This window comes from Salinicoccus sp. Bachu38, from assembly GCF_038561955.2.
In the GTDB taxonomy this organism is placed as follows: domain Bacteria; phylum Bacillota; class Bacilli; order Staphylococcales; family Salinicoccaceae; genus Salinicoccus; species Salinicoccus bachuensis.
This window is the reverse complement of sequence record NZ_CP138333.2, coordinates 949,285-976,112: the sequence shown is the minus strand read 5'-3', so window position 1 is coordinate 976,112 and position 26,828 is coordinate 949,285. Positions and strand designations below refer to the sequence as shown.

General features: G+C 53.0%; 24 protein-coding genes. All 24 read right to left on the bottom strand.

Features of this window, described 5'->3' with window-relative positions; all coding sequences use genetic code 11:
• Positions 1 to 3,177 (bottom strand): carbamoyl-phosphate synthase large subunit, encoded by a 3,177-nt coding sequence (gene carB / locus RQP18_RS04850; RefSeq protein WP_342389032.1) that lies wholly within the window; start codon positions 3,175 to 3,177, stop codon positions 1 to 3.
• Positions 3,170 to 4,255: a glutamine-hydrolyzing carbamoyl-phosphate synthase small subunit gene (gene carA, locus RQP18_RS04845; RefSeq protein WP_373446138.1), complete on the bottom strand. Its 1,086-nt coding sequence runs from the start codon at positions 4,253 to 4,255 to the stop codon at positions 3,170 to 3,172. Before carA ends, carB begins: the two co-directional genes overlap by 8 nt.
• Positions 4,255 to 5,529 carry a dihydroorotase gene (locus tag RQP18_RS04840; protein ID WP_342389031.1) on the bottom strand — a complete coding sequence of 425 codons (1,275 nt, stop codon included), beginning with the start codon at positions 5,527 to 5,529 and terminating at the stop codon, positions 4,255 to 4,257. Before RQP18_RS04840 ends, carA begins: the two co-directional genes overlap by 1 nt.
• Entirely contained in the window at positions 5,529 to 6,410 is an 882-nt protein-coding gene (locus RQP18_RS04835) for an aspartate carbamoyltransferase catalytic subunit (RefSeq protein WP_342389030.1), read from the bottom strand. Before RQP18_RS04835 ends, RQP18_RS04840 begins: the two co-directional genes overlap by 1 nt.
• Positions 6,403 to 7,725, bottom strand: a complete 1,323-nt coding sequence (locus tag RQP18_RS04830) for a uracil-xanthine permease family protein (protein WP_342389028.1) — start codon at positions 7,723 to 7,725, stop codon at positions 6,403 to 6,405. The genes RQP18_RS04835 and RQP18_RS04830 overlap by 8 nt, the downstream gene beginning before the upstream one ends.
• 16 nt (positions 7,726 to 7,741) lie before the next feature.
• Positions 7,742 to 8,269, bottom strand: a complete 528-nt coding sequence (gene pyrR, locus RQP18_RS04825; protein WP_342389027.1) for a bifunctional pyr operon transcriptional regulator/uracil phosphoribosyltransferase PyrR — start codon at positions 8,267 to 8,269, stop codon at positions 7,742 to 7,744.
• Positions 8,270 to 8,478: 209 nt separating this feature from the next.
• A complete protein-coding gene (locus RQP18_RS04820; protein ID WP_342389026.1) occupies positions 8,479 to 9,387 on the bottom strand; it encodes an RluA family pseudouridine synthase in 909 nt (302 codons plus the stop codon).
• Positions 9,365 to 9,859, bottom strand: coding sequence for a signal peptidase II (gene lspA, locus RQP18_RS04815; protein ID WP_342389025.1), 495 nt, complete (start codon positions 9,857 to 9,859; stop codon positions 9,365 to 9,367). Before lspA ends, RQP18_RS04820 begins: the two co-directional genes overlap by 23 nt.
• Positions 9,860 to 9,868: 9 nt before the next feature.
• A complete protein-coding gene (ileS, locus tag RQP18_RS04810; RefSeq protein ID WP_342389024.1) occupies positions 9,869 to 12,607 on the bottom strand; it encodes an isoleucine--tRNA ligase in 2,739 nt (912 codons plus the stop codon).
• Between the two features lie 267 nt (positions 12,608 to 12,874).
• Positions 12,875 to 13,393, bottom strand: a complete 519-nt coding sequence (locus RQP18_RS04805; RefSeq protein ID WP_342389023.1) for a DivIVA domain-containing protein — start codon at positions 13,391 to 13,393, stop codon at positions 12,875 to 12,877.
• 21 nt (positions 13,394 to 13,414) lie between these two features.
• Positions 13,415 to 14,194, bottom strand: a complete 780-nt coding sequence (locus RQP18_RS04800; protein ID WP_342389022.1) for an RNA-binding protein — start codon at positions 14,192 to 14,194, stop codon at positions 13,415 to 13,417.
• Between the two features lie 91 nt (positions 14,195 to 14,285).
• Positions 14,286 to 14,597: a YggT family protein gene (locus RQP18_RS04795; protein WP_373446137.1), complete on the bottom strand. Its 312-nt coding sequence runs from the start codon at positions 14,595 to 14,597 to the stop codon at positions 14,286 to 14,288.
• A gap of 5 nt (positions 14,598 to 14,602) precedes the next feature.
• A complete protein-coding gene (locus RQP18_RS04790; protein ID WP_342389021.1) occupies positions 14,603 to 15,205 on the bottom strand; it encodes a cell division protein SepF in 603 nt (200 codons plus the stop codon).
• 5 nt (positions 15,206 to 15,210) lie between these two features.
• Complete coding sequence (locus tag RQP18_RS04785) at positions 15,211 to 15,852, bottom strand: YggS family pyridoxal phosphate-dependent enzyme (protein WP_373446136.1); 642 nt, start codon at positions 15,850 to 15,852, stop codon at positions 15,211 to 15,213.
• The gene (locus RQP18_RS04780; RefSeq protein WP_342389020.1) at positions 15,833 to 16,627 is read right to left on the bottom strand and encodes a polyphenol oxidase family protein; all 795 of its coding nucleotides are present in this window, start codon (positions 16,625 to 16,627) and stop codon (positions 15,833 to 15,835) included. The genes RQP18_RS04785 and RQP18_RS04780 overlap by 20 nt, the downstream gene beginning before the upstream one ends.
• Before the next feature lie 58 nt (positions 16,628 to 16,685).
• Positions 16,686 to 17,810 carry a cell division protein FtsZ gene (gene ftsZ / locus RQP18_RS04775; protein ID WP_342389019.1) on the bottom strand — a complete coding sequence of 375 codons (1,125 nt, stop codon included), beginning with the start codon at positions 17,808 to 17,810 and terminating at the stop codon, positions 16,686 to 16,688.
• A gap of 25 nt (positions 17,811 to 17,835) precedes the next feature.
• Positions 17,836 to 19,293 carry a cell division protein FtsA gene (ftsA, locus tag RQP18_RS04770; RefSeq protein WP_342389018.1) on the bottom strand — a complete coding sequence of 486 codons (1,458 nt, stop codon included), beginning with the start codon at positions 19,291 to 19,293 and terminating at the stop codon, positions 17,836 to 17,838.
• Between the two features lie 115 nt (positions 19,294 to 19,408).
• Complete coding sequence (locus RQP18_RS04765) at positions 19,409 to 20,536, bottom strand: cell division protein FtsQ/DivIB (RefSeq protein ID WP_342389017.1); 1,128 nt, start codon at positions 20,534 to 20,536, stop codon at positions 19,409 to 19,411.
• 17 nt (positions 20,537 to 20,553) lie between these two features.
• Positions 20,554 to 21,888, bottom strand: coding sequence for a UDP-N-acetylmuramoyl-L-alanine--D-glutamate ligase (gene murD / locus RQP18_RS04760; protein WP_342389016.1), 1,335 nt, complete (start codon positions 21,886 to 21,888; stop codon positions 20,554 to 20,556).
• A complete protein-coding gene (gene mraY, locus RQP18_RS04755; RefSeq protein ID WP_342389015.1) occupies positions 21,889 to 22,851 on the bottom strand; it encodes a phospho-N-acetylmuramoyl-pentapeptide-transferase in 963 nt (320 codons plus the stop codon).
• 11 nt (positions 22,852 to 22,862) lie between these two features.
• The gene (locus RQP18_RS04750) at positions 22,863 to 24,893 is read right to left on the bottom strand and encodes a penicillin-binding transpeptidase domain-containing protein (protein ID WP_373446135.1); all 2,031 of its coding nucleotides are present in this window, start codon (positions 24,891 to 24,893) and stop codon (positions 22,863 to 22,865) included.
• Positions 24,894 to 24,999: 106 nt separating this feature from the next.
• On the bottom strand, positions 25,000 to 25,371 hold the full coding sequence (ftsL, locus tag RQP18_RS04745; protein ID WP_342389013.1) for a cell division protein FtsL: 372 nt from the start codon (positions 25,369 to 25,371) through the stop codon (positions 25,000 to 25,002).
• 11 nt (positions 25,372 to 25,382) lie between these two features.
• Entirely contained in the window at positions 25,383 to 26,312 is a 930-nt protein-coding gene (rsmH, locus tag RQP18_RS04740) for a 16S rRNA (cytosine(1402)-N(4))-methyltransferase RsmH (RefSeq protein WP_342389012.1), read from the bottom strand.
• An 11-nt stretch (positions 26,313 to 26,323) separates the two neighbouring features.
• Positions 26,324 to 26,755 (bottom strand): division/cell wall cluster transcriptional repressor MraZ, encoded by a 432-nt coding sequence (gene mraZ, locus RQP18_RS04735; RefSeq protein WP_342389011.1) that lies wholly within the window; start codon positions 26,753 to 26,755, stop codon positions 26,324 to 26,326.
• Positions 26,756 to 26,828 lie beyond the last annotated feature (73 nt).

Below are 26,828 nucleotides of genomic sequence, written 5' to 3'. Positions count from 1 at the left end.
CTACATCTTTTCCATATTGAACGTCATGCTTTCTATCACTTCGACAAGCGTACGTGCAGTGTCGAGTGAAGTCAGACAAGGGATACCGTTCTCAACAGACTCCCTCCTGATTCTGAAACCGTCCCTTTCAACCTGCTTTCCTTTAGTCATCGTATTGACGACGAGCTGCACGCTGCCGTTCTGGATCCATTTGAGAAGGCTGTCCTGGCCTTCGCTGACCTTGTTTACAGTGATATAGGGAATCTGGCGTTCTGCCAGCGCCTCGCCGGTCCCTTCCGTCGCCATGATGCGGTAGCCGCACTGGGACAGTCGGCGGGCCAGCTCGACCGCTTCCTCCTTGTCCTTGTCTGCGACGGTCATGAGCACCGTGCCATGATCCTTGACTTCCAGCCCGCTGGCCACAAGTCCCTTGTAGAGTGCCTTGTTGAGGCTCAGGTCCTTGCCCATGACTTCACCGGTCGACTTCATCTCGGGCCCGAGTGTAATATCCACATTTTTGAGCTTGCTGAAGCTGAATACCGGCGCTTTTACATGGTAGCCCTGCTTGAACGGTGCCAGGCCGAGCGGATAGTCCGTCTCTTTGAGGTCTGTACCGAGGATCGCCTTCATTGCGAGATTCGCCATCGGGATTTCAGTGATCTTGCTCATGAACGGCACTGTACGGCTGGCACGTGGATTGACTTCAAGTACAAAGACCTCTCCATCCGACAGGACGAACTGTATGTTGATCAGCCCCACCGTCTTCAGGCCGAGCGCAAGCTTCTCGGTATATTCCTTAAGTGTATTGATTTCATTGTTGGTCAATGTCACCGGCGGATACACGGCAATGGAGTCCCCGGAGTGTACGCCCGCACGTTCTATATGCTCCATGATGCCGGGGATGATGACATTCTCCCCGTCACTGATGGCGTCCACCTCTATCTCTTTTCCGGTCAGGTAGCGGTCGATCAGCACCGGATGCTCCGGTGATGCCTTGACTGCATCCCTCATATAGTTCTTGAGTTCATCTTCGTTGTAGACGATCTCCATCGCACGGCCGCCGAGGACGTAGCTTGGACGGACGAGGACCGGATAGCCGATATGCTCCGCATTGTCCAGCGCCTCACCTTCGTTCGTCGCCGTCTTGCCGAGCGGCTGTGGCACATCGATCTTGCGCAGCAGCGCTTCAAAGCGCTTCCTGTCCTCTGCACGATCCAGATCATCAAGGGACGTGCCGAGTATCTTCACGCCATCACGTTCCAGCCTGTCCGCCAGGTTGATCGCCGTCTGTCCGCCGAATTGGACGACAACCCCTTTCGGCTGCTCCAGTTCGATGATATTCATGACATCTTCGTGCGTCAGCGGTTCAAAATAGAGCTTGTCGGAAATCGAGAAGTCGGTGGAGACGGTTTCCGGGTTGTTGTTGATGATGATCGCCTCATAGCCCGCCTCCTGGATGGCCCACACCGCATGGACGGTCGCATAGTCGAATTCGACCCCCTGGCCGATGCGGATCGGTCCGCTGCCGAGGACGATGATCTTTTCCCTGTCGCTGACGACCGACTCATTTTCGAACTCGTATGTGCCATAGAAGTAAGGCGTCTCGGACTCGAATTCCGCCGCACACGTGTCCACCATCTTGTACACCGGCATGATGCCGTTGGATTTTCGGAGCTGGAACACATCCTCCTCGTCCATGTCCCAGCGATGGCCGATGACCCTGTCGCTGAAGCCGTAGGTCTTCGCCCACTTCAGATGGTCCATGGAACCTTGATTCCCTTTCAGTTCATGTTCGATTTCGATGATGTGCTCGAACTTCCTCAGGAAGAACATGTCGATCTTCGTCCACTCGTGTATGGTTTCCTTGGAAACGCCGCGCCTCAGTGCCTCACCGATGTAGAAGAGCCTTTCATCGCTCTGCTTCTGGATCATCTCATTGATGTAGTCAAGCTCGAAATCATCCCCATTCGGCAGCCCGAGGTGATGGACTCCGTACTCAAGTGAACGGATCGCCTTGAGAAGGGATTCCTCATACGTACGGCCGATCGCCATGACTTCGCCTGTCGCCTTCATCTGCGTCCCCAGCTTGCGTTCCCCCTTTTCGAACTTGTCGAATGGGAATCGTGGAATTTTGGAGACGACATAGTCGAGCGCCGGCTCGAAGGCCGCATAGCTTGTTCCCGTGATCGGATTGATCATTTCATCGAGCGTCATGCCGATGGCGATTTTGGCTGCAAGCTTTGCGATGGGATATCCCGTCGCCTTCGATGCGAGGGCTGAAGAGCGGGATACCCTCGGATTGACTTCGATGATATAGTAGTCGAAGGAATTCGGATCAAGCGCAAGCTGTACGTTGCATCCGCCTTCGATGCCGAGCTCGCGGATGACACCGAGGGAGACATCACGGAGCATCTGGTGTTCCTTGTCTGTCAGTGTCTGTGTGGGTGCAACGACGATGGAGTCCCCTGTATGGATGCCGACGGGATCGATGTTCTCCATGTTGCAGACGACAATCGCATTGTCGTTGGAATCGCGCATCACTTCGTATTCGATCTCCTTGAATCCGGCAATCGACTTTTCGACGAGGCACTGGCTTACAGGTGAATACTTGAGGCCGTTCGCCACAATTTCCGCAAGGTCCGCATCATTGTAGCAGATGCCGCCGCCTGTACCGCCCATGGTGAATGCAGGGCGTACGATGAATGGGTAGCCGACGCGGTCCCTGAATGTATGGGCCTCTTCCATCGTCGTGATGATGTCGGAGTCCGGAACGGGCACTTCCATCTGGTTCATCAGCTGCCTGAAGAGGTCGCGGTCCTCGGCCTGCTTGATGGAGTCGAGCTTCGTACCGAGCAGTTCCACTCCATTCTCTTCGAGGATGCCGAGACGGTCGAGTTCCACTGCCATGTTCAGGCCGACCTGGCCGCCGAGTGTCGGCAGCAGCGCATCCGGGTGTTCCTTGCGGATGATCCTTGCGATGAAGTCCGGCGTCAATGGCTCGATGTAGACGACATCCGCAATCTCCTTGTCCGTCATGATCGTTGCAGGATTGGAATTCACAAGTATGACGCGGTACCCCTCTTCCTTCAATGCGAGGCAGGCCTGCGTCCCTGCATAGTCGAACTCTGCTGCCTGGCCGATGATGATCGGTCCGCTTCCTATGACCAGAATGGTTTTGATGTCTTCACGTTTAGGCATGGTTGGCCTCCTTTTGGTTCATCAGTTCTATGAATTCATTGAAAAGGTATCCGGGATCGTGGGGTCCGGCGCCCGCTTCCGGGTGGTACTGTACTGAAAATGCCGGATATTCAGTGTGGCGCAGCCCTTCCACTGTGCCATCGTTCAATGCGAGGTGCGTCACTTCAAGACCTGTGCCTTCGAGTGTGTCCGGATCGATCGAGAAGCCATGGTTCTGTGAAGTGATCTCTATTTTTCCATTCGAGAGGTTCTTTACCGGGTGGTTGCTGCCGCGGTGGCCGAATTTCATCTTGTATGTCCTTGCGCCGCATGCCAGTCCGAACAGCTGATGGCCCATGCAGATGCCGAACAGCGGTATGCCGAGCAGTGCCTTCACCGTCCTGATCTGATCCGGGATGTTTGCAGGGTCTCCAGGGCCATTCGACAGCATCACACCGTCGGGGCGCATCTGTCTGATCTCTTCTGCAGTCGTATCATGGGGCACCACTGTCACGTCACACCCGTATGAATTCAACTGGCGGACGATGTTCTCCTTCTTGCCGTAGTCGATCAGGACGACGCGAGGCCCCGGTCCTGTCGAAATGTATGGTGTCCTGGTGGATGCACGTTTGACCTGATCCGTGCGGAATGTCGAGTTCTGCAGCAGTTCGAGGAGGTCCTCGTGATATGATTCGTCCGTGATGATCGCCTTCATTACACCGCCGCTCCTAAGCTTTCGTGTAATGCTGCGGGTATCGATGCCGCTGATTCCCGGAATGTCATGGCGTTTCAGGAATGCATCGAGCGTCTCCGTCGTACGGAAGTTCGAAGGGTCCGTACATGCTTCCCTGACGACGACACCGCGCGCCTGTGCATTGAGTGATTCGTTGTCCTCTATGTTCATGCCAGTATTGCCGAGCAGCGGGTAGGTGAACGTGATGATCTGATCCGTATAGGACAGGTCGGTAATGACTTCCTGAGCCCCTGTCATCGATGTGTTGAAGACGAGCTCCCCTTCGGACGCCCTGTTCGCTCCGAACGGATAGCCCTCGTACACGGTGCCATCTTCCAATACCAGATATCTTTTTTCCTTCAGCATTATTCTTCCTCCTTGTAGGCGATTTTCCCGTCCACAATCGTCATGTGGATGTCGGATTCGAGCGCGGTTCCATGAAATGGGGTATTGCGTGCCTTCGAATGGAACTTTTCCTTGTCGAGTACATATTTCTTCTCCAGGTTGATGATGGTGATGTCGGCTGGCCGGTCTTCGGCCAGCACACCCATGCCCATGCCGAATGTTTCGGATGGCCTGACCGTCAGCCAGTCCACGAGCTGCTGCAGTGTGAACACACCATTTTTGACCAGTTTCGTATAAAGCAGCTGGAAGGCATTTTCACTGCCGGTGATGCCGAATGGCGCCGTCTCGATGCCGACCGCCTTGTCGGCTTCTGAATGCGGAGCGTGGTCCGTCGCAATCATGTCGATGGTGCCATCGAGCAGCCCTTCTATCAGTGCCTCACGGTCTTCTGCACCCCTGAGCGGCGGATTCATCTTGAAATTCGGATCCTTTTCCACAATATCATTTTCGTCCAGCACAAGGTGGTGGGGAGTGACTTCTGCAGTCACCCGGATGCCCGCCCGCTTTGCGTCCCGGATGATGCGGACGCTCTCTTTCGTACTTACGTGGCATACGTGGTAGTGGCATCCTGCTGCTTCCGCAAGCAGCACGTCCCGTGCGATATGTACCGATTCAGTCACCGATGGGATGCCCGGTATGCCGAGTTTTTCACTCGTCCTGCCCTCATGGATTGCGCCACCATGGATCAGCGTGTTCTCCTCGGTATGGGCGACGATGGGCATATCCACCCGGCTGGCTTCCTTCATGCCCTGGAGCATCATATCGGCGTTCTGTATACCGACGCCGTCATCGGTGAATGCGAATGCGCCGCCTGACTTGAGTGCTTCGAAATCCACGAGTTCACGTCCCAGCTGGCGTGTAGTGATGGATGCGTATGGAATGACTTTGACATGTGCCGTCTCACGTATCCTTTTTTGGATATCCGCCATCGTTCCGGCATTGTCCGGTACGGGCCTTGTGTTCGGCATCGGGCAGATGGCGGTGAAACCGCCCCGGGCTGCTGCGCGCGTCCCCGTTTCGATCGTTTCCTTGTGTTCGCCGCCCGGCTCCCTCAGATGGACGTGCACGTCCACAAATCCCGGAGTGATGAGCATGCCGGTACAGTCCACCGTTTCATCGGCTTCCGTAGTGATATCATCCGCAATCTCTTCAATCCTGTCACCATCGACAAGGATATCCTTCCTGACCTGCCTGTTGTCTTCAAGTATCGTTCCATTTTTCAAAAGCATTTTCATTATTGTTCACTCCCAAGGATTTCTTGTAGTACACTCATGCGCATGAATACGCCGTTGTTCATCTGTTCAAAGATGACCGAGCGCGGCGCCTCGATCAGCCGGCCGTCTATCTCGACATCGCGGTTGACCGGTGCCGGGTGCATGATGATGGCATCCGCCTTCATGCGCTGATACCGTTTCAGTGTCATGCCATAGCCGTTATGGTATGCCGTTTTCGTAAAGTCCATCTCATTTCCATGCCGTTCATGCTGGACCCTAAGGAGCATGATGACGTCGGCATCTTCAACCACATCGTCGAGGCTGACGTATGGCACTTCAATGCTTTCATCCTGCCATGCCTCCGGTGCACTGAAGCGGACATCGGCACCGAGCTTCGCCAGTGCCTGCTGGTTGCTCCTCGCCACCCGGCTGTGTGAAATGTCCCCGGCGATGACCACCTTCAGCCCTTCGAACCGGCCGAACCGGTCATAGATGGTCATCAGGTCGAGCAGGGACTGTGTAGGATGCGAGCCGCTCCCGTCCCCGCCGTTGATGATCGGTATGCCGAGCCCTTCCATTTCATCATAGTAGGCGGTCACACCATGGCGGATGACGAGTGCATCGCAGCCGATGGCTTCCATCGTGCGGCATGTGTCATAGAGCGACTCGCCTTTGGTGACGGAGCTATGGTCGACGTCGAATGGAAGCGAGGTGATGCCAAGGTGCTTTTCGGCCATTTCGAAACTCGCCTTTGTCCGCGTCGAGGGTTCAAAGAAGAGATTGGCCACATATTTCCTTTCAGCAAGCGGTCTATAGTTTCCCGCCTTCATCTCGAGTGCGCGGCGGATGAGCCGGATGATGTCATCCTTTGACAGGTCGTTCATTGATAGCAGACTATTCATCACGTACAGGTGCCTCCTTCGGAAGAATTGCGTTCAAGAGAATGCCGGCGACTGCCGCGAGTGCCATCCCTTCAAGGTTGAACGGGATGTCGCCGATGGTGAAGTCGAGGTGCGCCTTGCCGATGCCGATGACGAGGATGACCGAGGCGATGACCAGGTTCCTTTTCGAATCCAGGTTCACCTGCTCATCGATGAGCATCCGGAGTCCGCTTGCGGCGATGATTCCGAAAAGGAGGATCGATACGCCGCCCATGACAGGTGTCGGAATGCTCTGCACGACTGCCGTGAACTTGCCGATGAAGCCGAGGATGATGGCGAGTACCCCGGCACCGCCGATTACCCAGACGCTGAAGATGCGTGTGATGGCCAGTACACCGATGTTTTCACCATATGTAGTCGTCGGCGGGCCTCCGATGATGCTCGAGAACATCGTGGATACGCCGTCGCCGATCAGCGAGCGGTGGAGCCCGGGCTTCTTGAAGAAGTTCCGTCCGACGATCTTGTTGATGACCATCTGGTGGCCGATATGCTCACTCACCGTAACGAATACGATCGGCAGCATGACGATCATCAGCCCGACATTCCATGTCGGATCGTAGGAGACGAAGGGCAGGTGGACATCCGGTGTGACGAACCAGCCCGTTTCGATGATGCCTGTGAAGTCTACGATGCCCACCAGTATGGCGGTGATGTATCCGCCGACGATACCGATGAGGACCGGTATGAGCGACAGGACTCCCCGCAGGAAGATGGAGGCGCAGATGGTGATGGTGAGCGTCATTGCAGCGACGAATATGTATAGCATGCTGTAGCCTTCCTGATTGCCCGAATCCGTGTACATCGCCATGTCGACCGCGACCGGGGCAAGCCCAAGCCCGATGACCATGATGACCGGACCGACGACCACCGGCGGCAGCAGGTTCATCAGCCAGTCGGTACCGAACAGCCGGATGATGAGCCCGATGAGGACATAGAGCACACCGCTGAAGAACAGTGCGGTGAGCACCTCCCCCAGACTGTTCGCACCCAGGGCGATGGTGATCGGAAGAATGAACGCGAAGCTCGAACCGAGATATGCAGGAATCTGCCCTTTTGTAATGAGTATATAGAGCAGGGTCCCCACCCCGCTTGCTATGAGGGCGGCTGATATCGGCAGCCCCGTAAGGAAGGGGACGAGCACCGTCGCACCGAACATCGCGAACAGGTGCTGTGAACTGAGCAGCAGCCATTGGGCGGGTTTGGGCTTTTCGTGGACATCCAGTACCGGCTCCACACTTTTTGTAAAAATTTCTTCTGTCGACTCTTTATCCTGCATGTTCCAATTCCTCCTGCTATTTGCTTAGTGTCACTTCATTCGCGTGATCGTGCTCTTCGAGATAAACATTGATCTTCTCACCCCGTGCGGTGGGGATGTTCTTGCCGACGAAATCCGCCCGTATCGGCAGTTCCCGGTGACCCCTGTCGACCAGTACTGCGAGGGTGATCTTCGATGGCCGGACCTGGTTCAATATCGCATCCATCGCTGCACGGACCGTCCGTCCCGTATACAGTACATCGTCCACGACGATGACATGGCGGTCATCGAGCGGGACATCGATTGCGATGGCCTTCTCCGCCTCTCTGCTGTCCATGGGCCGGTCATCCCTGAACGCAGTGATGTCGATTGTGCCGGTAGGAATCCTGACACCGTCGATCTCCTCTATCTTCTTCTGGAGCCTGTGCGCGAGATACTCCCCGCGCGTCCTGACTCCAAGGAAGACGATGCCCTCCGCACCTTTGTTGCGTTCAAGAATTTCATGCGACATCCGTGTCAATGAACGGCTGATCTGTGCTGCATCAAGAATGACTCTTGGTTCCATATGATTGGCTCCTTTTTAAAGATGGTATAAAAAAATACTCATGTCTCTAAAGACATGAGTATACACGTATCCTAATAAATATACATCCCGCCCAATACGGGTGCAACCGTTTATACCATGTCTTTGAAGCCTCACGGGACTTCCCTTAAAGACATTCCATATTCACTTTTCCTTAATATTCTAGACTTAAATATTTTTAAAGTCAAGCATTATTCCGAAAGTGGCGTCAATGTTTCCAGGACATCCTCGAACAGGTCCGGCAGCGGCACTGTAAATTCAAGGTATTCGCCGCTCTTCGGGTGGATGAACCCAAGCGTGCCTGCATGCAGCATCTGCCCTTCTGTTTCAAGCGTCTTCCTCGGCCCGTATTTCGGATCGCCCGCAAGCGGGTATCCGATATATTTCATATGCACACGGATCTGGTGGGTACGTCCTGTATCCAGTATGCATTCCACCAGGGTGAAGTCCTTGTACCTTTCCAGCACATTGAAGTGGGTCACCGCTTCTTTGCCATCATCGACGACAGCCATCTCCTGACGTTCTTTTGGATTTCGGCCGATCGGCGCTTCAATCGTTCCCTTGTCATGCGGTATCGTACCATGCACCAGGGCTGTATATTTTCTCGTCACGCTTTTTTCCACCAGCTGTTCCACGAGGTGCCTGTGTGCAACATCATCCTTGGCCACCATCAGCAGCCCACTCGTATCCTTGTCGATACGGTGCACGATGCCCGGGCGGAGTTCCCCATTGATGCCGGAAAGGTTGTCCAGCTGATGCATCAGCCCATTCACCAGAGTTCCGGATGGATGGCCTGCGGCCGGATGGACCACCATGCCCTTCGGTTTGTTGACCACCGCCACTTCGTCATCCTCATGGACGATATCCAGATCGAGGTCCTCGGGTACGATATCCGCTTCGACAAGTTCCCGGACTTCCACAGTGACCACATCATCCTTCTTGACCTTGTAGTTGGGCTTGACCGTTCCGCCGTTCACTTTCACCAGCCCATCCCTGATGCGTCCCTGCATATCACTGCGGGATGTATCATCAAGCTGTTCTGCAAGCAGTCTGTCGATCCTCTGACCACTGTCCATATCACTTACTGTAATTTCCTGCATCCTTGTCACCTTTTCCTATAAAGAAGAATTCCAAAAGCATTAGTATGACACCAACCGTCAAAGCGCTGTCCGCGACGTTAAAAATCGGAAAATCATAAAACACGATCAGCACGTCGATGAAATCGACGACTTCCTGAAATAAAATTCGATCTATAAAATTGCCGAGCGAACCTGCAATCAGCATGACGATTGCCAGCTGAAGGAGGAAATTGCCTTTCGCTTCCTTGATATACACATAGACCAGTATGGCCAGCACGATCAGCGTCACCACATAGAAGAAGATCATCTGTCCCTGGAACATCCCCCAGGCAGCTCCGCTGTTGCGGTGGGAAGTCAGTTCCAGGTACTCGCCGAGTACCGGAATCGACTCCCCTTCTTCCATGAAGCGGACGACCAGGTACTTCGTGAACTGGTCGAGGCCCAGTATGAACAGGCCGATCAGGGCCATAGGGATGAATCTGTACGATTTCATGGCAGCCTCCTACATCTGGTCGACAACTTCACGACATCTTGGACAGATGTCATCATCGCCACCATGGATGGATTCAGCTGTAGAATAGTTCCAGCAGCGCTCGCAGCGTGTGCCCTCGGCATGTTCAACCTTCACGCTGATGTGATCATACCGCTTCCCGTCCGGCAGTGAATCGACGACTTCAACCTGGGAGACGATGAAGAGCTGTGTCAATGCACCATTGATCTCGCCATAGCCCATACCTTCAGGCTCGGTCACATATACTTTGGCCTCGAGCGACTTGCCGATGACCTTTTCATTCCGCGCTTCTTCAAGCGCCTTCAGTACGTCATCCCGGACAGCCATGAACTGCTTCCATTTTTCCACCAGTGCAGTGTCGACTTCGGCGTCTTCCGGAAGATATTCGAGATGGACGCTTTCCTTTTCCACATAAGGTGTATGCTGGTGGATCTCTTCGGCCGTGTGCACGAGCACAGGTGCCAGAAGGCGGTTGAGCTCGGTCAGGATCCTGTAGAGTACGGTCTGCATGCTGCGTCTGATATGTGCATCCGCGTTCTCGATGTAGAGGATGTCCTTGCCGTAGTCCAGATAGAAGTTGGAAAGGTCCACATTGATGAAGTTCTGGAGCGACTGGTACATGGATACATAATCGTAGCGGTCGTAGCAGTCTCGCATCAGGTTGACCATCTCATTGAAGCGCTGCATCATGAACTGGTCCACTTCCTTCATGTCTTCATATGCCACAGCATCTTCGTCCGGATTGAAATCCGCCACGTTGCCGAGCAGGAAGCGGAATGTGTTCCTGACCTTGCGGTATACTTCTGATACCTGTTTCAGTATATCGTCCGAGATCCTTACATCCTCTTCAAAGTCGGAGGACATGACCCATAGACGGATGATGTCCGCCCCCATCTGCTTCATCACCTTCTCAGGCAGGATGACGTTGCCGAGGGATTTCGACATCTTCTTCCCTTCCCCATCCATGACGAAGCCATGGCTGAGCAGTTCCTTGTAGGGGGCGATGCCTTTTGTCGCCACACTTGTGATGATGGAGGAGTTGAACCACCCGCGATACTGGTCGGAACCTTCGAAATAGAGGTCCGCCGGATATGTCAGGTAGTCCCGTGTCGCCAGCACACCGCGGTGCGTGGAACCGGAGTCGAACCATACGTCCATGATATCCATCTCTTTTGTGAATTCACCGTTCGGCGAGCCGTCATGCACATAGCCTTCAGGCAGCAGATCTTTGGCATCCCATTCGAACCAGATGTTGGAACCGTGCGTCTCGAAAAGCTGTGCCACATGTTCGATGACATCGATATCGACGATCTCCTCGCCATTTTCAGCATAGAAGAATGGCAGTGGCACGCCCCATACACGCTGGCGGGAGATGACCCAGTCGCCACGGTTCTTGATCATGTTGTACATCCGCTTCTGGTTCCACGGCACCTGGAACTTAGTATCCATGACCGCCTGCAGGATGTCTTCCCTGACATTTTTGATTGATGCGAACCACTGTGGTGTCGCACGGAAGATGACCGGTGTCTTGGAGCGCCAGTCATGTGGATATGAGTGTGTATAGAAATTCAGCTTCAGCAGCGTGCCGTTTGCCTCGAGGTCTTCTGTAATGACCTTGTTCGCCTCATCATAGAAGAGGCCGGAGTATTTGCCCGCTTCATCGGTGAAGACACCTTTGTCATCCACCGGGCTCAGCACTTCCAGGTCATACTGCTGGCCGAGGACGAAGTCGTCGTCCCCGTGTCCCGGCGCCGTGTGGACACAGCCGGTACCGGCGTCCGTCGTTACATGGTCGCCGAGCACGACGAGGCTCGTGCGGTCGAACAGCGGATGGCGTGCAGTCACATATTCGAGTGACTCCCCTTTGAATTCGTTCGTACGCGTCACCTTGTCCTTGTCGAAATCGACCTCTTCAAGGAAATGGTCGAGCAGATCTTCTGCCACGATGTATTCTTTTCCTTCGTAGCCGAACTGCACGTAGTTCAGTTCAGGATGGACGGCAACCGCCTGATTGGCAGGGATCGTCCAAGGTGTCGTCGTCCATATTACAAGCTGGACTCCTTTGTCCACGGTACCTTTTCCATCTTCGACTTCAAAACCGACATAGATGGACGGAGAGCGCTTGTCCTTGTATTCGAGTTCCGCCTCGGCCAGTGAGGATTCATTGACCGGAGACCAGTAGATCGGCTTCTTGCCCTTGTAGATCAGTCCTTTTTCCACCATGTCCTTCAGCACGCGCACCTGCGCCGCCTCGAACTCGGGCTTGTATGTGAGGTATGGGTTGTCCCATTCCCCGTCGATCCCCATGCGCTTGAAGCCTTCACGCTGATGGTCAATCTGCGTGTTGGCGAATTCGATGCATTTGTTCCTGAACTCTTCCGTCGTCATGCTCTTGCGGTCAACACCCTTGTTCGTCAGTGCCTGTTCGATCGGCAGGCCGTGCGTATCCCAGCCCGGCACATAAGGTGCATAGTATCCGCGCATCTGCTTGTTGCGGATGATGATGTCCTTGATGATCTTGTTCAGCGCATGCCCCATGTGGAGCGCGCCGTTGGCATATGGCGGTCCATCATGCAGTACATACGGCGTGTTGCCTTCGTTCAGTTTCAATTTTTTTTCATAAAGCTTGTCTTCCTGCCACTTCTTCTGCATTTCCGGCTCCTTGTTGATCAGCCCTCCACGCATTTTGAATTTGGTCTTCGGCATGAGCAGTGTATCTTTGTAATCCATTTTTCCTAGCTCCTTCTCCTATAATTGGTTGTTGGAATAAAAAACTCCGGAGCGTCGTCAACAGGGGCGAAAAAATCCGCGGTACCACCCTAATTGACTCCGGTCCAGAGTCCACTCGATTCAGATATGAAGATAAATCATTAGTGATATCAAGGCCGCCACTGTGTGCCGGAGCTTCCACCCTCCTCCGGTCGCTTGATCTGTAATGACGTCTGCATGTCTAACAATACTATTATTATGCTAAATATCCGCTGATCCGTCAACATGTCATTCGTCCTGTTTCTTCTCCACCGCTTCCAGATCATCCACACGATGTTCCTGATTCGTCTCGAAGTCCAGCAGATAGTCCCAGTCATCCGACTTCAGCAGGTCCAGCTGTGCCTCGACAAGCATCTTGAAGCGTGCGCGGAATATTTTCGACTGCCGTTTCATATCCTCCGTCTGGTTGGCGATATGGCGCGCACGCGCAAGGCCTTCATCCACGACCCGCTCGCGCTCCGCTTCAGCCGCCCGGAGGATCTCCTCGGCCCGCGCCTGGGCGGTGCGTTTCGCTTCGTCCCCCGCACGCTGGGCGGTAAGGATCGCCTCGTTGATGCTAGTTTCGACATTCCTGAAGCTGTTCAGGTTCTCTTCCTTCTCATCAAGCATGCCTTCCAGCTGCCTGATCTTTTCATCCCGCCTGTCGATCTCCGACTGCAGGTTTCTAAGATGTGTCCGGACCTCCTGTTCATCCAGACCCCGGTATACTGTCGGAAACTTGCGGTTCACCGCTTCTTCTCTATCCATAATTTTCACCTCAGTTGTGTATTATCCATCCCTGTAGACTCTAACCTCAAGCCGGTACTTGCCCTTCTTCGTCTCCGCGATCAGCTGCGTGACCTTGAAGCGCCCGAAATGGCGGATGGATACCGTATCACCAGTTTCCATTATAAATGATGGATTCACAACAATCGAATGATTGACTTTGACCTTGCCCTTTTCCACACGTGCCTTCGATTTGGCCCGGCCTTCCCTGACCACTTCCGAAATGATGGCATCCAGCCGGAATGAGGCGACGAGTATCGACAGGGGCCTGCCGTCATCCTCCGGCTCGATGAATGATTCATGCGGCACTTCCGTCAGCACGACAGGCGCATTCCTGATGCGTGTCAATGTCTGGTGGAACAGAGGGGCATATGGCGCTGCTACAGCAAACTGGATACGGTCCGCCACCACGATGTCCCCGATGAGGGAGCGGTCGACACCGACATTCATTACAGCACCCAGTATGTTGCGGTGCGTCAGTTTAACGAACTTTTCAGGGTACTCGAGTTCGAAGACGGTAATCTCAAAATCCGTCTCCGACACCTCCAGCATTTCCGGAATGATCATCGCACGCTGCCTTTCCCGGGCGCCGGGCCCACCGTAGAACTCCACCCTGAGCTCCGGATGGAATCCAGACAGGCTTGTGACGATCATCTGTTCCCTCGGGTCCAGGAAATCGAGGAGGATGGGATAATAGTCCCGCGCCGCAAGTTCAAACTTTCCATTGAGCATGGTTATCTTTTCATGCTCCTCTTTTCTAAAATGCTGATAGACCTCTTTCAAAACCAGACCTCCTGTAGATGGCAATCAGGGCGCCCATCCGAGCAATCGTCGGCAGACAATTGTCCAAAGGAGCGCCCCTGTTCTTCAATATTCAATACAATGCAGTGATGATGGTGTTGAAAATCGCGTTCAGACCGCTCAGGAACAACTGCATGACGATGATCGCAATGATCGGGGAGAGGTCAAGCACGCCACCGAGCGGGGGAATGATTTTCCTGAATGGTTCGAGTATCGGTTCATAGATTTTTCCCAGTATCTGTCCGAATGCCGACTCCCTCAGCCCCGGCAGCCAGGAGCTCAGAATATAGATGATCAGGCCCCAGAAGAATATGGGAAACACGGTATTGATGAAACTTTGGATGAAACGCAGTACTTCTATAATTAATTGAGTGTCCAAAATCATTCTCCTTACATTTCTTCAGTTTGGTTTTTATCTTCGCTGATTTCTCCTTCAACACCCACGCTGTTGGGCGTGCACAGGAAGATATCGGCGCCCACCTTCTGGATATCTCCATCCAGTGCATAGACCGTACCACTCAGAAAGTCGACGATGCGCTTTTTCGGTCCATGGTCGACCTTCGACAGGTTGACCAGGGTCGCCCGTTCATTTTTCAGTTCATCAGCAATATCCTGAGTTTCGGAAAAAACTCTGGGTTCAAACAGACATACTTTCGTATTGCTTGCTTCAGCACTCATCAATGTCGTCTCCTTTTCTTTCTGAATGGCCTTTTTGTCCTTCTCCTGGCGCTGTCTGGTGGACTGCCTGCGCTCCGTCTGCCGGAAGGATGGCGAAACGGAGTCCTTTTTCTGAGGCTTGGGTTGCGGTTTGGATTTGGGCTGTGCTGCTTCCGCAGATGGCCCCTGGCTCCCTGACCGCCCTTTTTTGGACTGCTCCAGACTCGTCACCTTTGCATTGCTGCCGACCGCTTTCGACTCCTTCTGTTCCTTTGCCGGTGCATCCTCTTCATACTCTACGATGAAGATATCTTTGAAAAACTTTTTGATGGCCATGGTTTTCACCTGCTTCCCATTAATTTGCTGCCAATACGGACATATGAGGCACCGTGTCGGATAGCAATGCCATAGTCGTTGCTCATCCCCATGCTCAGCTCTTCCACCTGGATGTTATCATGGTTTTCCGTCCTGAGTGAATCCCTCAGAGCTGCGAGACGTCCGAATACTGCACTGATTTCGGATTCATCTTCCGTATGCGGCGCCATGGTCATCAGTCCGATGACCTGGACTTTACTGTAGGATGCCATAGTCTCCAGAAAGCCGGGGACTTCCTCCGGTGACAGCCCATGCTTCGATGCTTCGCCTGAGACGTTGACCTGTACAAAGCATTTTACAGCATGTTCACTGTATTGTTCAATTTTTTTGGCAACACTTTCACGATCCAGCGAGTGCAGATAGTGCAGGTGATCGGCGATATCCTTCACTTTACGTGACTGCAGGGTACCGATGAAATGGACTTCCGCATCCTCGGGGAGCGCCTTCCGCTTTTCAAGGAAGCCTTCCACACGGTTCTCGCCAAAATGCCGGACTCCCGCATCATATGCTTCACGCGCCTCGTCTACGGAGTGGTATTTCGTCACCGCAATCAATGTCACGGCATCACCGATCTCCTTTTTCAGCTGTTCATAGTTTTCCTTTATCATTATCTTTCTTCCTCCCGATAAATGCAAGTGCACGACCGGTCTCACCCTTCTCCAGACGGTAGGAGAAGAAGCGGTCCAAATCCTCTGTGCCAAGCTCTGAAACGTGGACGTGATTCCCGTCCACACCCGCCTTCAGTGCCTGGTATCGGTTTACGGCCTTCAGGTCGAGGTCGAATCCTGCAGCGTGTGCCCGCACCGCCCCGTCCGGCAGGCCGGCATCCTCGAGCGCCCGGATGACACGCATGTCCACAGTATAGCATGGGCCGTTTATGGCCACTCCGATCACGACCGTGAGATCCGCCGGATCGTGTGCATACTGTTCAATCATCCGGCCGACGATTCCATGGGCGGTGCCCCGCCATCCGGCATGGACAAGCGCAGTGAAATCATTCTTCCTGCTCCATATATGGATTGGTACGCAGTCTGCGTAGTTCATGGCAAGCATGATCCCCGGTTCATATGTATACAGGCCGTCCACATCATAAAGCCGGCTGGACAGCTTTCTGACATTCGTACCTGCATCCGCAAGCGTCACTTCTTCTATGTTGCCCCCATGCTTCTGGATCGGCATCACCCAGCGTTGCGGCTGGAACCCGACCGCCTCGCCCAGACAATCCTGGTGGTGCCGGACATTCGATGCATCATCGCCGATATAGAGGGCCATGTTGAAGCTTCCGGATGGATAGCTGCTCCTTCCACCGGTTCTTTTGGTGTAGCCGAACAGGACATCTTCTGCCTGATTGCCTACATGATGCTTGTGGTCTATAAACTTCATTGGTTACACCTCAAAAAATAAGTCAGAAAGGCGTGCCCTTCTGACTTATATCTTATTTCTATCGTCTGCGTCTTGAACGGTTCCTCAGGAACGTAGGCACTTCATAGTCATCATCCTGTGAACTGCTCTCCCTCGGTTCCGCTTCGCGTTCCGGCGCGCTTTCCCTTGAAGAGGTCGGGTAAGTGAATGATTCTTTCTTCTCTTCCCTTTCAGGTGTACGGTTCACGGATTTCTCATTGAAGCCGGTAGCGATGACTGTAACGACGATTTCATCTTCCAGTTCCGGATTGATGACCGTACCGAAGATCATGTTGACATCTTCATCCGCTGCGTCCTGAACTACATCCGCGGCTTCCTGCGCTTCGAACAGCGACAGTGACTCGCTGCCTGTAATATTCATCAGGACACCTTGGGCGCCCACGATGGACGTTTCGAGGAGCGGACTGGATATTGCCTTTTTGGCTGCTTCGATGGCACGGTTTTCACCACTGGAAACACCGATGCCCATGAGTGCAGATCCCTGATTGGTCATGATCGTCTTGACGTCTGCAAAGTCGAGGTTCACTTCACCGCTGACGGCGATGAGGTCGGAAATGCCCTGGACCCCTTGTCTCAATACGTTGTCCGCTTCCTTGAATGCTTCCATCATCGGCGTGGATTTATCCACGATATCCAGGAGACGGTCATTCGGGATGACGATGAGTGTATCGACCGCGGCTTTCATTGCGTCGACTCCTGCAGAAGCCTGCGTCTGGCGTTTTCTGCCTTCGAAGGAGAATGGACGTGTAACGACACCTACAGTCAGTGCCCCCATCTCTTTGGCAATCTTGGCTACTATCGGTGCTGCGCCTGTACCTGTACCGCCGCCCATTCCTGCAGTGACGAAGACCATGTCTGCGCCCTGGATGGCGTCTTCAATCTGCTCTCTGGATTCTTCGGCGGCCTTTTTACCGATATCCGGATTGGCCCCTGCACCCAGACCGCGTGTCAGTTTCTCACCGACCTGGATTTTGGATTCTGCTTTTGACAGGTTCAAAGCCTGTCCGTCCGTATTGATTGCGATGAACTCGACGTTCTGCATGCCGTCGTCAATCATCCGATTGACTGCGTTGTTGCCGCCGCCACCGACGCCGACAACTTTTAAAGTTGCCATATGGTTAAACCCTTGCTCGAATTCCAACATTTTCATTTCCTCCCAGTCATTCATCTTACTCAAACAAATTTTTAAAGAGCTTCTTCATATATCCACGGTAGTCTTTCTGTTCGCCTTGACGTGTCTCTTCAGAGCGTCGGGTGACTGTTTCATCCGAGCGCTCTTCATCATATGCGTAGTCGGAATACTCTTCTTCACCCGGGTTCCCCTCGCGGGATTCTTCAGGCGGATACTTGTATGTCTCCCCTGATTCCAGCTGGCGGGTATTCTGCTCTTTGCGTTTGTTGAAAAGACCTGTGAAGAAGCTTCCTGAGGCCTCTCCATCGCTTGTATCTACAGTATTTTTCGACTCCGTATCATAATTATCAATTGTAACATACTCAAGGAGTTCATCAAACATAATTCCACTGGATACTGTGGAAATGACACTTGAGAATTCTGGCTTGCGTGCACCCATCTGGTTTGGGATATGCACTCTGATCTTTTCGGAGACGAGATCCTGGAGGAGTTCTTTCACCCCGAGGAGGTTTGCTGTGCCCCCCGTGACGACAAACCCGCCATTGACCTTCGTGATGCGCTGCTCCTGCAACGCCTCGAAGACGGTCATGAACATTTCTTCCAGTCTCATTTCGATGATGTCCGCAAGGTCCTTCGGGGTCACTTCGATATCCGGTTCCCCATCCCGCTGCGGCAGCCTGACGACATCCTCCGATGATGCGAGGTCATAGAAGGCATGGCCGTACTGCTGCTTCGCTTTTTCTGCTGCTTCGAAAGTCGTGTTGAATGCTTCCGACAGGTCATTTGTAATATGGTTGCCGCCGACCGGGATGCTGCTTGCATACTTCAGTGTGCCGCGTTCATAATGGCCGAACTGTGTCAGGTCTGCACCGATGTCGATGACCACGCCGCCAAGCTCTACTTCGGACTCGCTCAGTACATGCTGATAGTTGACCGCGTCGGAATAGACGTCGAGTACGGTCAGGCCTGCATCTTCGACACATTTGACTGCGTTCATCAGTATCGTCCTGTTCATCAGGATGATGCCCGCCCGGACGAACAGCGACTGTGTTGCCATCATTTCCTTCGGATCCATCACTTCATGGAGGTCATCCACCTTGAAGTGGACGGGATAGACTGTGATGACTTCCCTGTCGCTGTGGACTTCCCGCTCTCTGAGCGTTTCAAGAAGGTCTTCGATGTGCGTACCATTGATTTCAGTGGAATTGCCGCCGAAGCGCAGTTCCTCTTCTCCGAACTTGAATTCAGTTTCAGTAATAGGCATTTTTAAAAAGACTTCATCGATGTCCACACCGGATGAGATCTTTGCTTTTTTAACCGTATCTATAATTGCATTTCTCGCCAGATCAAAATCTTTTATCTTCCCTTTGGATATCGCATCCGTGAAGGTCTGGCCCGTGCCAATGATGTTGACACCATCATGGAATTTCTCACCAACGACCGCCTTTACACTCGCGGAACCGATATCCAGGGCGACATAATAATGTTCCTTCAACTCATTTGCCTCCTAGCAAGCCTGTTTCAGCTGTCTCTATCATATAGTTTACATTATACTTTTTATATTGTGAACTATTTACGCTGAATAGTCCAGTATAAAAATAGACGGGGAATCATTCTTCCCCGTCTCCCTCCTCCCCGATATTTGAAAGGTTGTCCTTCACATTGGCAAGTGCCTGATTCACATCTTCGATGTATTGCGCCTGCACGGGGGCCTCATAGATGCCTGCCTTCACTTCTACAGCTTCCTCGCTGCCATAGGGCAGGAAACTGCTGCCGATCTCAAGGTCGATGATGCCGGCGTTCGGATCCCCTATCTCTTCACGCATGCTCAGATAATAATTCATCTTCTCGTTGATGGTCCTGTAGTCGGCTACAATCTCCTGGCCGTCATTCATGAACATATGGATGCGTGTGGATGAATTCTCCGATGGCCGGTAGTAGATTTCTGAAATGCTCTCCCGTATTTCTGCCTCTATCTCGTTCAGGCTTTCCACCATCTGGTCGAATTCCCGGCCTTCAAAATAGTGCAGGATGGGTGCCGAACCGGGTGGAGACGGGTAGCCGCGGAGCACCTGGGCATTTTCCAGCACCGGATAGTAGTCGGTGTCGTTGGCCACATAGCCGACCGCGCGGTATTCGGTCACGGAGACATTGATGGTGTTCCACCATTCACGGTCTATCTCCACGTCTTCGACAGCAGGCAGCAGGGCGATGTTCTCCGTTGCCCGGGACAGGTTTGCACTGAACATTTTATCACCCGTACCGAACTGCAGCCGCTCCTCCAGTTCCTCATCACTGATCAGTTCATTGCCGTTGATGTTTATGTTTTTTACGTCACTGGCACTGCTGAAGACATACCAGATCAGCATTCCGACGGAAAGGAGCAGCATCATCAGCAGCAGCAGGTAGAAGTGTGCCCGGGTGAACTTTGGCCGGGGGCGCTTCTTTTTCTGGTTCCTGGGCTTTTCTTTGTCCCTCTCCTTCGGGGAGAACGTTTCTATCTCCTCTTCATCGATGTCGTGATGCGGAGCGTAAAGGTGCCGGTCTGCATCCGCCTTTTTCTGATGGAAGGTGGAGGCTTCCTCCTCTTCATCCACTGTCCGGCCTTCGCTGGATTCTTCTTCTGTTCCTTCCGGAGGAGAGCTGTCGCCAAGTCGGGTGTCCAACCGCCCATGGGCCGTCTCCTTCGAACGCTTCAGCTTCTGCTTCATCTCTTCTACATCCGGTCGCTCAGTCATCGGCCCATCCCCTTCCTTCATTTTTCGAGTGTACTGAATCCTTCTTTGAAATGGTCGCCCCTGGCTTCATAATCCTTGTACTGGTCCCAGCTGGCACAGGCCGGCGAGAACAGGACCACATCCCCCGGATTCGCGTGCTGTGCGGCCTTGATCACCGCGTCATGGGGATGCTCGGCCAGCACCGCCGCCTTCCCGGTCTTCTCCGCGAGATTCTGGAACTTGTCCTTCGTCTCACCGAACGTGATGATCATGGTGACACTGTCCATGAAAGGGATGAGCCCGTCCAGGGACTGGCCACGGTCCAGGCCGCCTGCAATCCAGATTACAGGAGACTGGAAGCTTTCCAGCGCAAATGTCGTCGCCAGGTTGTTTGTCGCCTTCGAGTCGTTGTAGTATGCTGCGCCTTCATGCTCTCCGAGGTATTCCATGCGGTGGGGGATGCTGCCGAAATGCAGCAGGGTCTCCCTGATGGCTTCATCACTTGCACCATGGTTCTTGGCTGCGAGGATGGCTGCCAGTATATTTTCATGGTTGTGGGCACCCTGCAGCTTCACTTCATCCAGATGGATCAGCGGGGTGCCCTTATGGACGATCATGCCATCCTTGATGCATGCCTCATAATCACCTTCCGCCGCAAAATATTCCACGGAGAGCCCGGAGTAACCTGCCAGCATTTCACGCTGTCTGCCATTGAAGATGACGGTCTGCGATGCGTCCATATTGGATACGAGGTTCATTTTTGCCTGGACATAGGCTTCCCTCGATCCGTGATAGTCGATATGTGCTTCATAGATATTCGTGAACACTGCAGTATCCGGACAGAAATCCTTTACTCCCATCAGCTGGAACGACGAGAGTTCCATGACCAGGATGTCCTGTGCCGTCGCCTCCCTCACCGCCTCCGAAGCAGGGTAGCCGATGTTCCCGCAAAGTATGGGAGAGCGTCCGGAGCGTTCGAGCATTTCGCCGATCAGATGCGTCACCGTCGTTTTTCCATTCGTCCCGGTGATTCCGATGATCGGGGCGGGAGACATATGATACGCAAGCTCCACATCGGTGATGATCGGGATGTCCCGCTCGACTGCTGTTTCAAGGAATGGAATGGTATAGGGGATGCCTGGGTTTTTGACGATCAGCCCGGCATCATTCAGGAGACTCGTCGGATGGTGGCCGTCCACAATTTCGACGCCCCATCCTTTGAGCGTCTGCCTGATTTTTTCATCGGCGATGACTTCATTTGTCGTCAGTGTGATGTTGGCCCCGAGTGATGCAAGGGCCGATACTGCACTCCGTCCGCTCCGGCCATAGCCCAGAACAATCACATTCTTATTTTCAAAGCTGGCTGTTTCCATCTATAACGCCCCCAATAGTACACCGATGGCGCCTGCAATGGCACCCACCGTCCAGAATACGATGACGATTTTCCATTCACTCCAGCCGCTGAGTTCAAAATGGTGGTGGATCGGTGTCATCCTGAATATTCTTTTGCCCGTCAGCTTGTATGAGGCCACCTGTATCATCACAGAAGCCGTCTCTATGACGAAGACGATTCCGATCAGGAGGAGCAGCAGGCTTTCATTGAGCATGATGGAGACGGTTGCGATGATGCCTCCCAGTGCAAGCGAGCCTGTATCGCCCATGAACAGCTTTGCCGGATATTTGTTGTAGACCAGAAATCCTGCCAGCGTACCGATCAGAATCATCAGGAAAAGGACGATCTCCATTTCCCCGCGCATCCATGCGATGATGAGAAAGCTTGAAAATGCAATGATGGATAGACCGGTAGCCAGGCCGTCAAGGCCATCCGTCAGGTTCACCGCATTCGAAAAGCCGACCTGCCAGAAGACGATCCACAGGACAAACAGCACACCGAGCGGAATATCGAAATCCGTTCCGGGTATATGGATGCCCGTTGCGATATCCGGGATCGCCCGGGTCATGATGAAATAGACGATGACCGAAACCACGATCTGGGCCAGGAACTTCTGTTTGGAAGAGAGTCCCTTATTGTCCTTTTTCACAACGATAATATAGTCGTCTATGAAGCCGATCAGTCCAAACCCCAAAGTGACGATCACCATGACCAGCATCTTGTAGGCATCATCGACCAGCGGCAGGGTGATGATCGACAGCACGATCGCCGGGATGAGGTAGGTCAGGCCACCCATCGTCGGTGTACCCGTCTTCACCTGGTGGCTCTGTGGTCCTTCGGCCCTGATGGACTGTCCAAACTTCATCCGCTTCAACAGGGGAATTGTCAACGGCACCAGAATAGCCGTGATGATAAATGCGATAAATAGAAATAAGTAGTTCATTGTGTCCTCCTCTAGTCTGCTGGATCATTGGATGATAGGGTGAATTCGATTGCTTCTTCATCACCCAGTACGGTACCCGGCGCGATGGACTGTGATTTCACATATCCTTCGCCATCTGTGGATACCTCCATATCCATGAATGCTCCAAACATGATTGCCTCCCGCTTGGATAGCCCTGTAAGGTCAGGCATTCTTGCTTCTCCCTCGGTTTTTACGAAGAAGGTTTCATATGGTAATAGTCTATCATTTTTTGGATGGTGGTCGATAATCTCTTCCCCATCTCCAATTACGATGGTCTGTATCGTGTCTGCAGCTGCAGGAGTGGCTTCTGACATCGTTTTTCCGGTGTAGTCACCGACTTCGGTGATTTCAGCCTCCTGCCCCTCATCGGACTCTCCGACAGTCAGATACTTCAGTGTCCGTTCCATCAGCGGATTGAAGCCCGGCATGACTCCGATGTCCCATGTATCCTTCTTGTTCTTCGAAGCGAGCTTCACACCATAGTAGACGATGACCTCGGGGTCATCTTCCGGCGCATAGCCAATGAAGGATGTCAGGAATTCATATGGCCCGTCCATGTAGCCGCCGCCCTCAGGATCGATCACCTGTGCAGTCCCCGATTTCCCGGCAACCTCGTAATCGTCCAGCTGGTATTGCGGGTTCCTTTCCATCGAACCGCCGACGAACGTATTGATCTCCTCCTGTGTCTTCCGGGCGGCTTCTTCCGATATCACCTGGCGCACGACGGATTCCTCGCCCTTATGGAGCACTTCCCCCGTCTCGCTGTCCGTGATGGATTCGACCACATACGGCTTTTTCATCTTTCCGTCATTCAGAATCGCAGTCATGCCCTGGATCATCTGGATCGGGGTCACCGTCGATGTCTGTCCGAACGAAGTCGTCTTGCGCTGCAGCGCGTCATCCCAGGCAATGGTGCCGGACTGCTCATTCGGAAATTCGGAACCGGTCGGTTCCCCGAAACCGAATTTCTGATAGTAGTCGAGCATCGCATCTTCGCCCACTTTATCCTGCAGTATCATCATCAGGGCGTTCGAGGAATACTGCATGCCTTCGTTATAGGTGATCTCCCCCCAGCCTTCCTGTTCCCAGTCATAGATCGTATGCCCATTGACATCGAATGATCCGGATTCATAGGTTGCGTTCGGGTCATAGACACCTGCATCAATCGCTGCGGCCAGACCGAATACCTTGAATGTAGAGCCCGGTTCGAATGAATGCTGGTACAGCATGTTGAGCCAGCTGTTGCCGAATCCTTCCCGTGTCCTCGGATTGAATGAAGGGCGCTGGCCGCTCGCCAGTATCTCACCGGTTTCAGCATCCGCAACGACAGCGAAAAGCTCCTCCGGCTCAAAATGCTCCTGCATCGTATCGAGGGAATCCTCGAGGTAGAGCTGGATATTGGAATCGATGGTCAGCTTCATATCCGCCCCGTCCTTCGGCGGCTCGACGGTGTCAGTACCCGGCACTATGTAGCCCCACAAGTCTTTCGTGTAGTCCGTTGTACCGTCCTCACCCTGCAGCAGATCATCATAAGCCCGCTCAAGGCCAAGCTGGCCACCCAATCCATCCGACTCTTCACCCTTTTCAGCATAACCGATGAGGTGGGAGGCAAAGTCGCCATTCGGATAGAAGCGCTTCGTCTCTGCAACAAAGACGAGGCCTGGAACTTCAGCATCCTCCAAAGTATTCTTCTGGTTGTAGGACAGATCCCGTCCTTCCTTGCCGAGTTCCACCTGGAACCTTTCCTCTTCGATGCCTTCCTCAATCCGCTTCTGGATTTCGGAGGCTTCCATGTCGATGACGGCAGAAAGCGCTTCGGCAGTCTTTTCCGGGTCGGTCACATGGTTCGGATAGTCGGAGTCCGTAATCAGTGCCAACCGGTACGCTTCCATATCGCTCGCCAGAACGTTACCTTTCCTGTCCAGTATCTCCCCCCGTTCACCTTCGTTCACCGCGGTCCGGCTGAACTTGTCATGACCATGGGCCACCAGGTCCTCATCATCCAGCGTCTTGTTTATCATGAGATAGCTGAACTGCCAAAATATGCAAACAAAAAGCACTCCTATACCAAGGTAGATTAGGAGCGCACCAACAGATAGCGTTTTAGTTTTCTCACCAAGCCTGATTCTAATCCTTGCCATACTTCTCAGCAACCTTTACATTTCCATTGTCCAGATCCAGTCCGAGTTCATTGGCTTTTTCGTAGATCCTGTCATAGGAGGCAAGATCGGTCACTTCCGTCTTCAGCTCGCTGATTTCGCCTTCCTTGACCGCTATTTCACTTTCGATCTGCGTCTTCTCCGTCTGCAGGGAATAGGCTTCCATCTTCAGTGACAGCACATAGATCGCCACTGTGGCGATCATTGCAAACAGTATTAAGTATACAACCGTTTCAAATTTCTTGAGTCCAACAACGCGACTGGCCTTCCTGGTCCCCTGGGCCGGGTCCTGTTCTGTCCGTGGACGCGGCAGGGTCTGATGATAGCGTTCTACTGCCATAATAACACTCCCTATTTTTGTTTCTCTGCGATTCTCAATTTTGCACTGCGCGCACGCGGATTGCCTTCTATTGCCGCATCGTCTGCAACGATCGGCTTCTTGTTGACCCGCTTCAGGATGGGCTCGTAGGCTTCGGGAATGATAGGCATATTACGCGGAAGTTCAGGTCCGGATTCATATTCCACAAACATCTGCTTGCAGATCCTGTCTTCCAGGGAATGGAATGTGATTACAGATACTCTGCCCTTCCTGTTCAGAAGGTCGATGGCCTGCTCGAGGGATCGTTCGAACACCCCCAGCTCATCATTCACTGCAATTCTCAGTGCCTGGAAAACACGCTTGGCAGGGTGCCCCCCCGTTCTTCTGAATTTATGCGGAATCTGAGATTTTATGATTTCTGTCAGCTCAGTTGTCGTTTCTATCGGCTTTTCTCTACGGACACGCTCGATTTCCCTTGCGATCTTTTTCGAGAACTTCTCTTCACCATACCTGAAGAAGATGCCCACCAGCTGCTCATAAGTGTATGTATTGACGATCTCATGGGCATCAAGCGACTGGCTCTGATCCATCCGCATATCGAGTCTCGCTTCCTTGGAATGGCTGAATCCCCTTTCGGTCATATCCAGCTGTGGACTGGAGACGCCCAGATCGTATAGTATGCCATCCACTCCCGTGATCCCCCGGCTGGAGAGTTCTTCCTTCAAATGCTCAAAGTTGGAATGTATGAGCGTGAGGGTGTCAATGCCTTCAAATCTTTCCTGTGCGTTCTGAATCGCCCAGCTATCCTGATCAAATGCGTACAGGTGTCCTGTTGTCAGTTGTTCAAGGATATAGGCGCTATGCCCTCCGCCACCGAGTGTGGCATCGACATAGATGCCGTCTGGACGGATATTCAGCCCGTCCACTGTTTCTTCCAATAGAACGGTGTCGTGCCTGAACATATCCTCACATCCTATAAGTCAAAGTCAATTAGTTCTTCTGCTATATCTTCATAATGGGATTCCGATTCTTCATAGAAACTCTCCCACTTTTCTGTACTCCATATTTCAATTCTGTGCGAGACGCCGATGACCGTACATTCCTTCGTCAGGTCGGCGTACTCCCTCAAATTCGTTGGTATATTGATTCTCCCCTGCTTGTCCACTTCAACTTCGGTTGCACCTGAAAAGAACATCCTCATGAACTTTCTGGCATCCTTTTTCGTCAGTGGCAGGGAACTCATCCTATTCTCTATCTGTGCCCATTCTTCCAATGTATAGCCAAACAGGCACTGATCAAGGCCCCGGGTGATGATGAACTGTCCATTCAGGGCATCCCTGAACTTGCTTGGTACGATCAAGCGCCCTTTTGCATCGAGCTGATGCTTGAATTCTCCCATGAACATCCAATCACCTCGCCTATACAAATAATTTACCACATCTCCCCACTCTGTACCACAAATTATATGCTATCCAGTG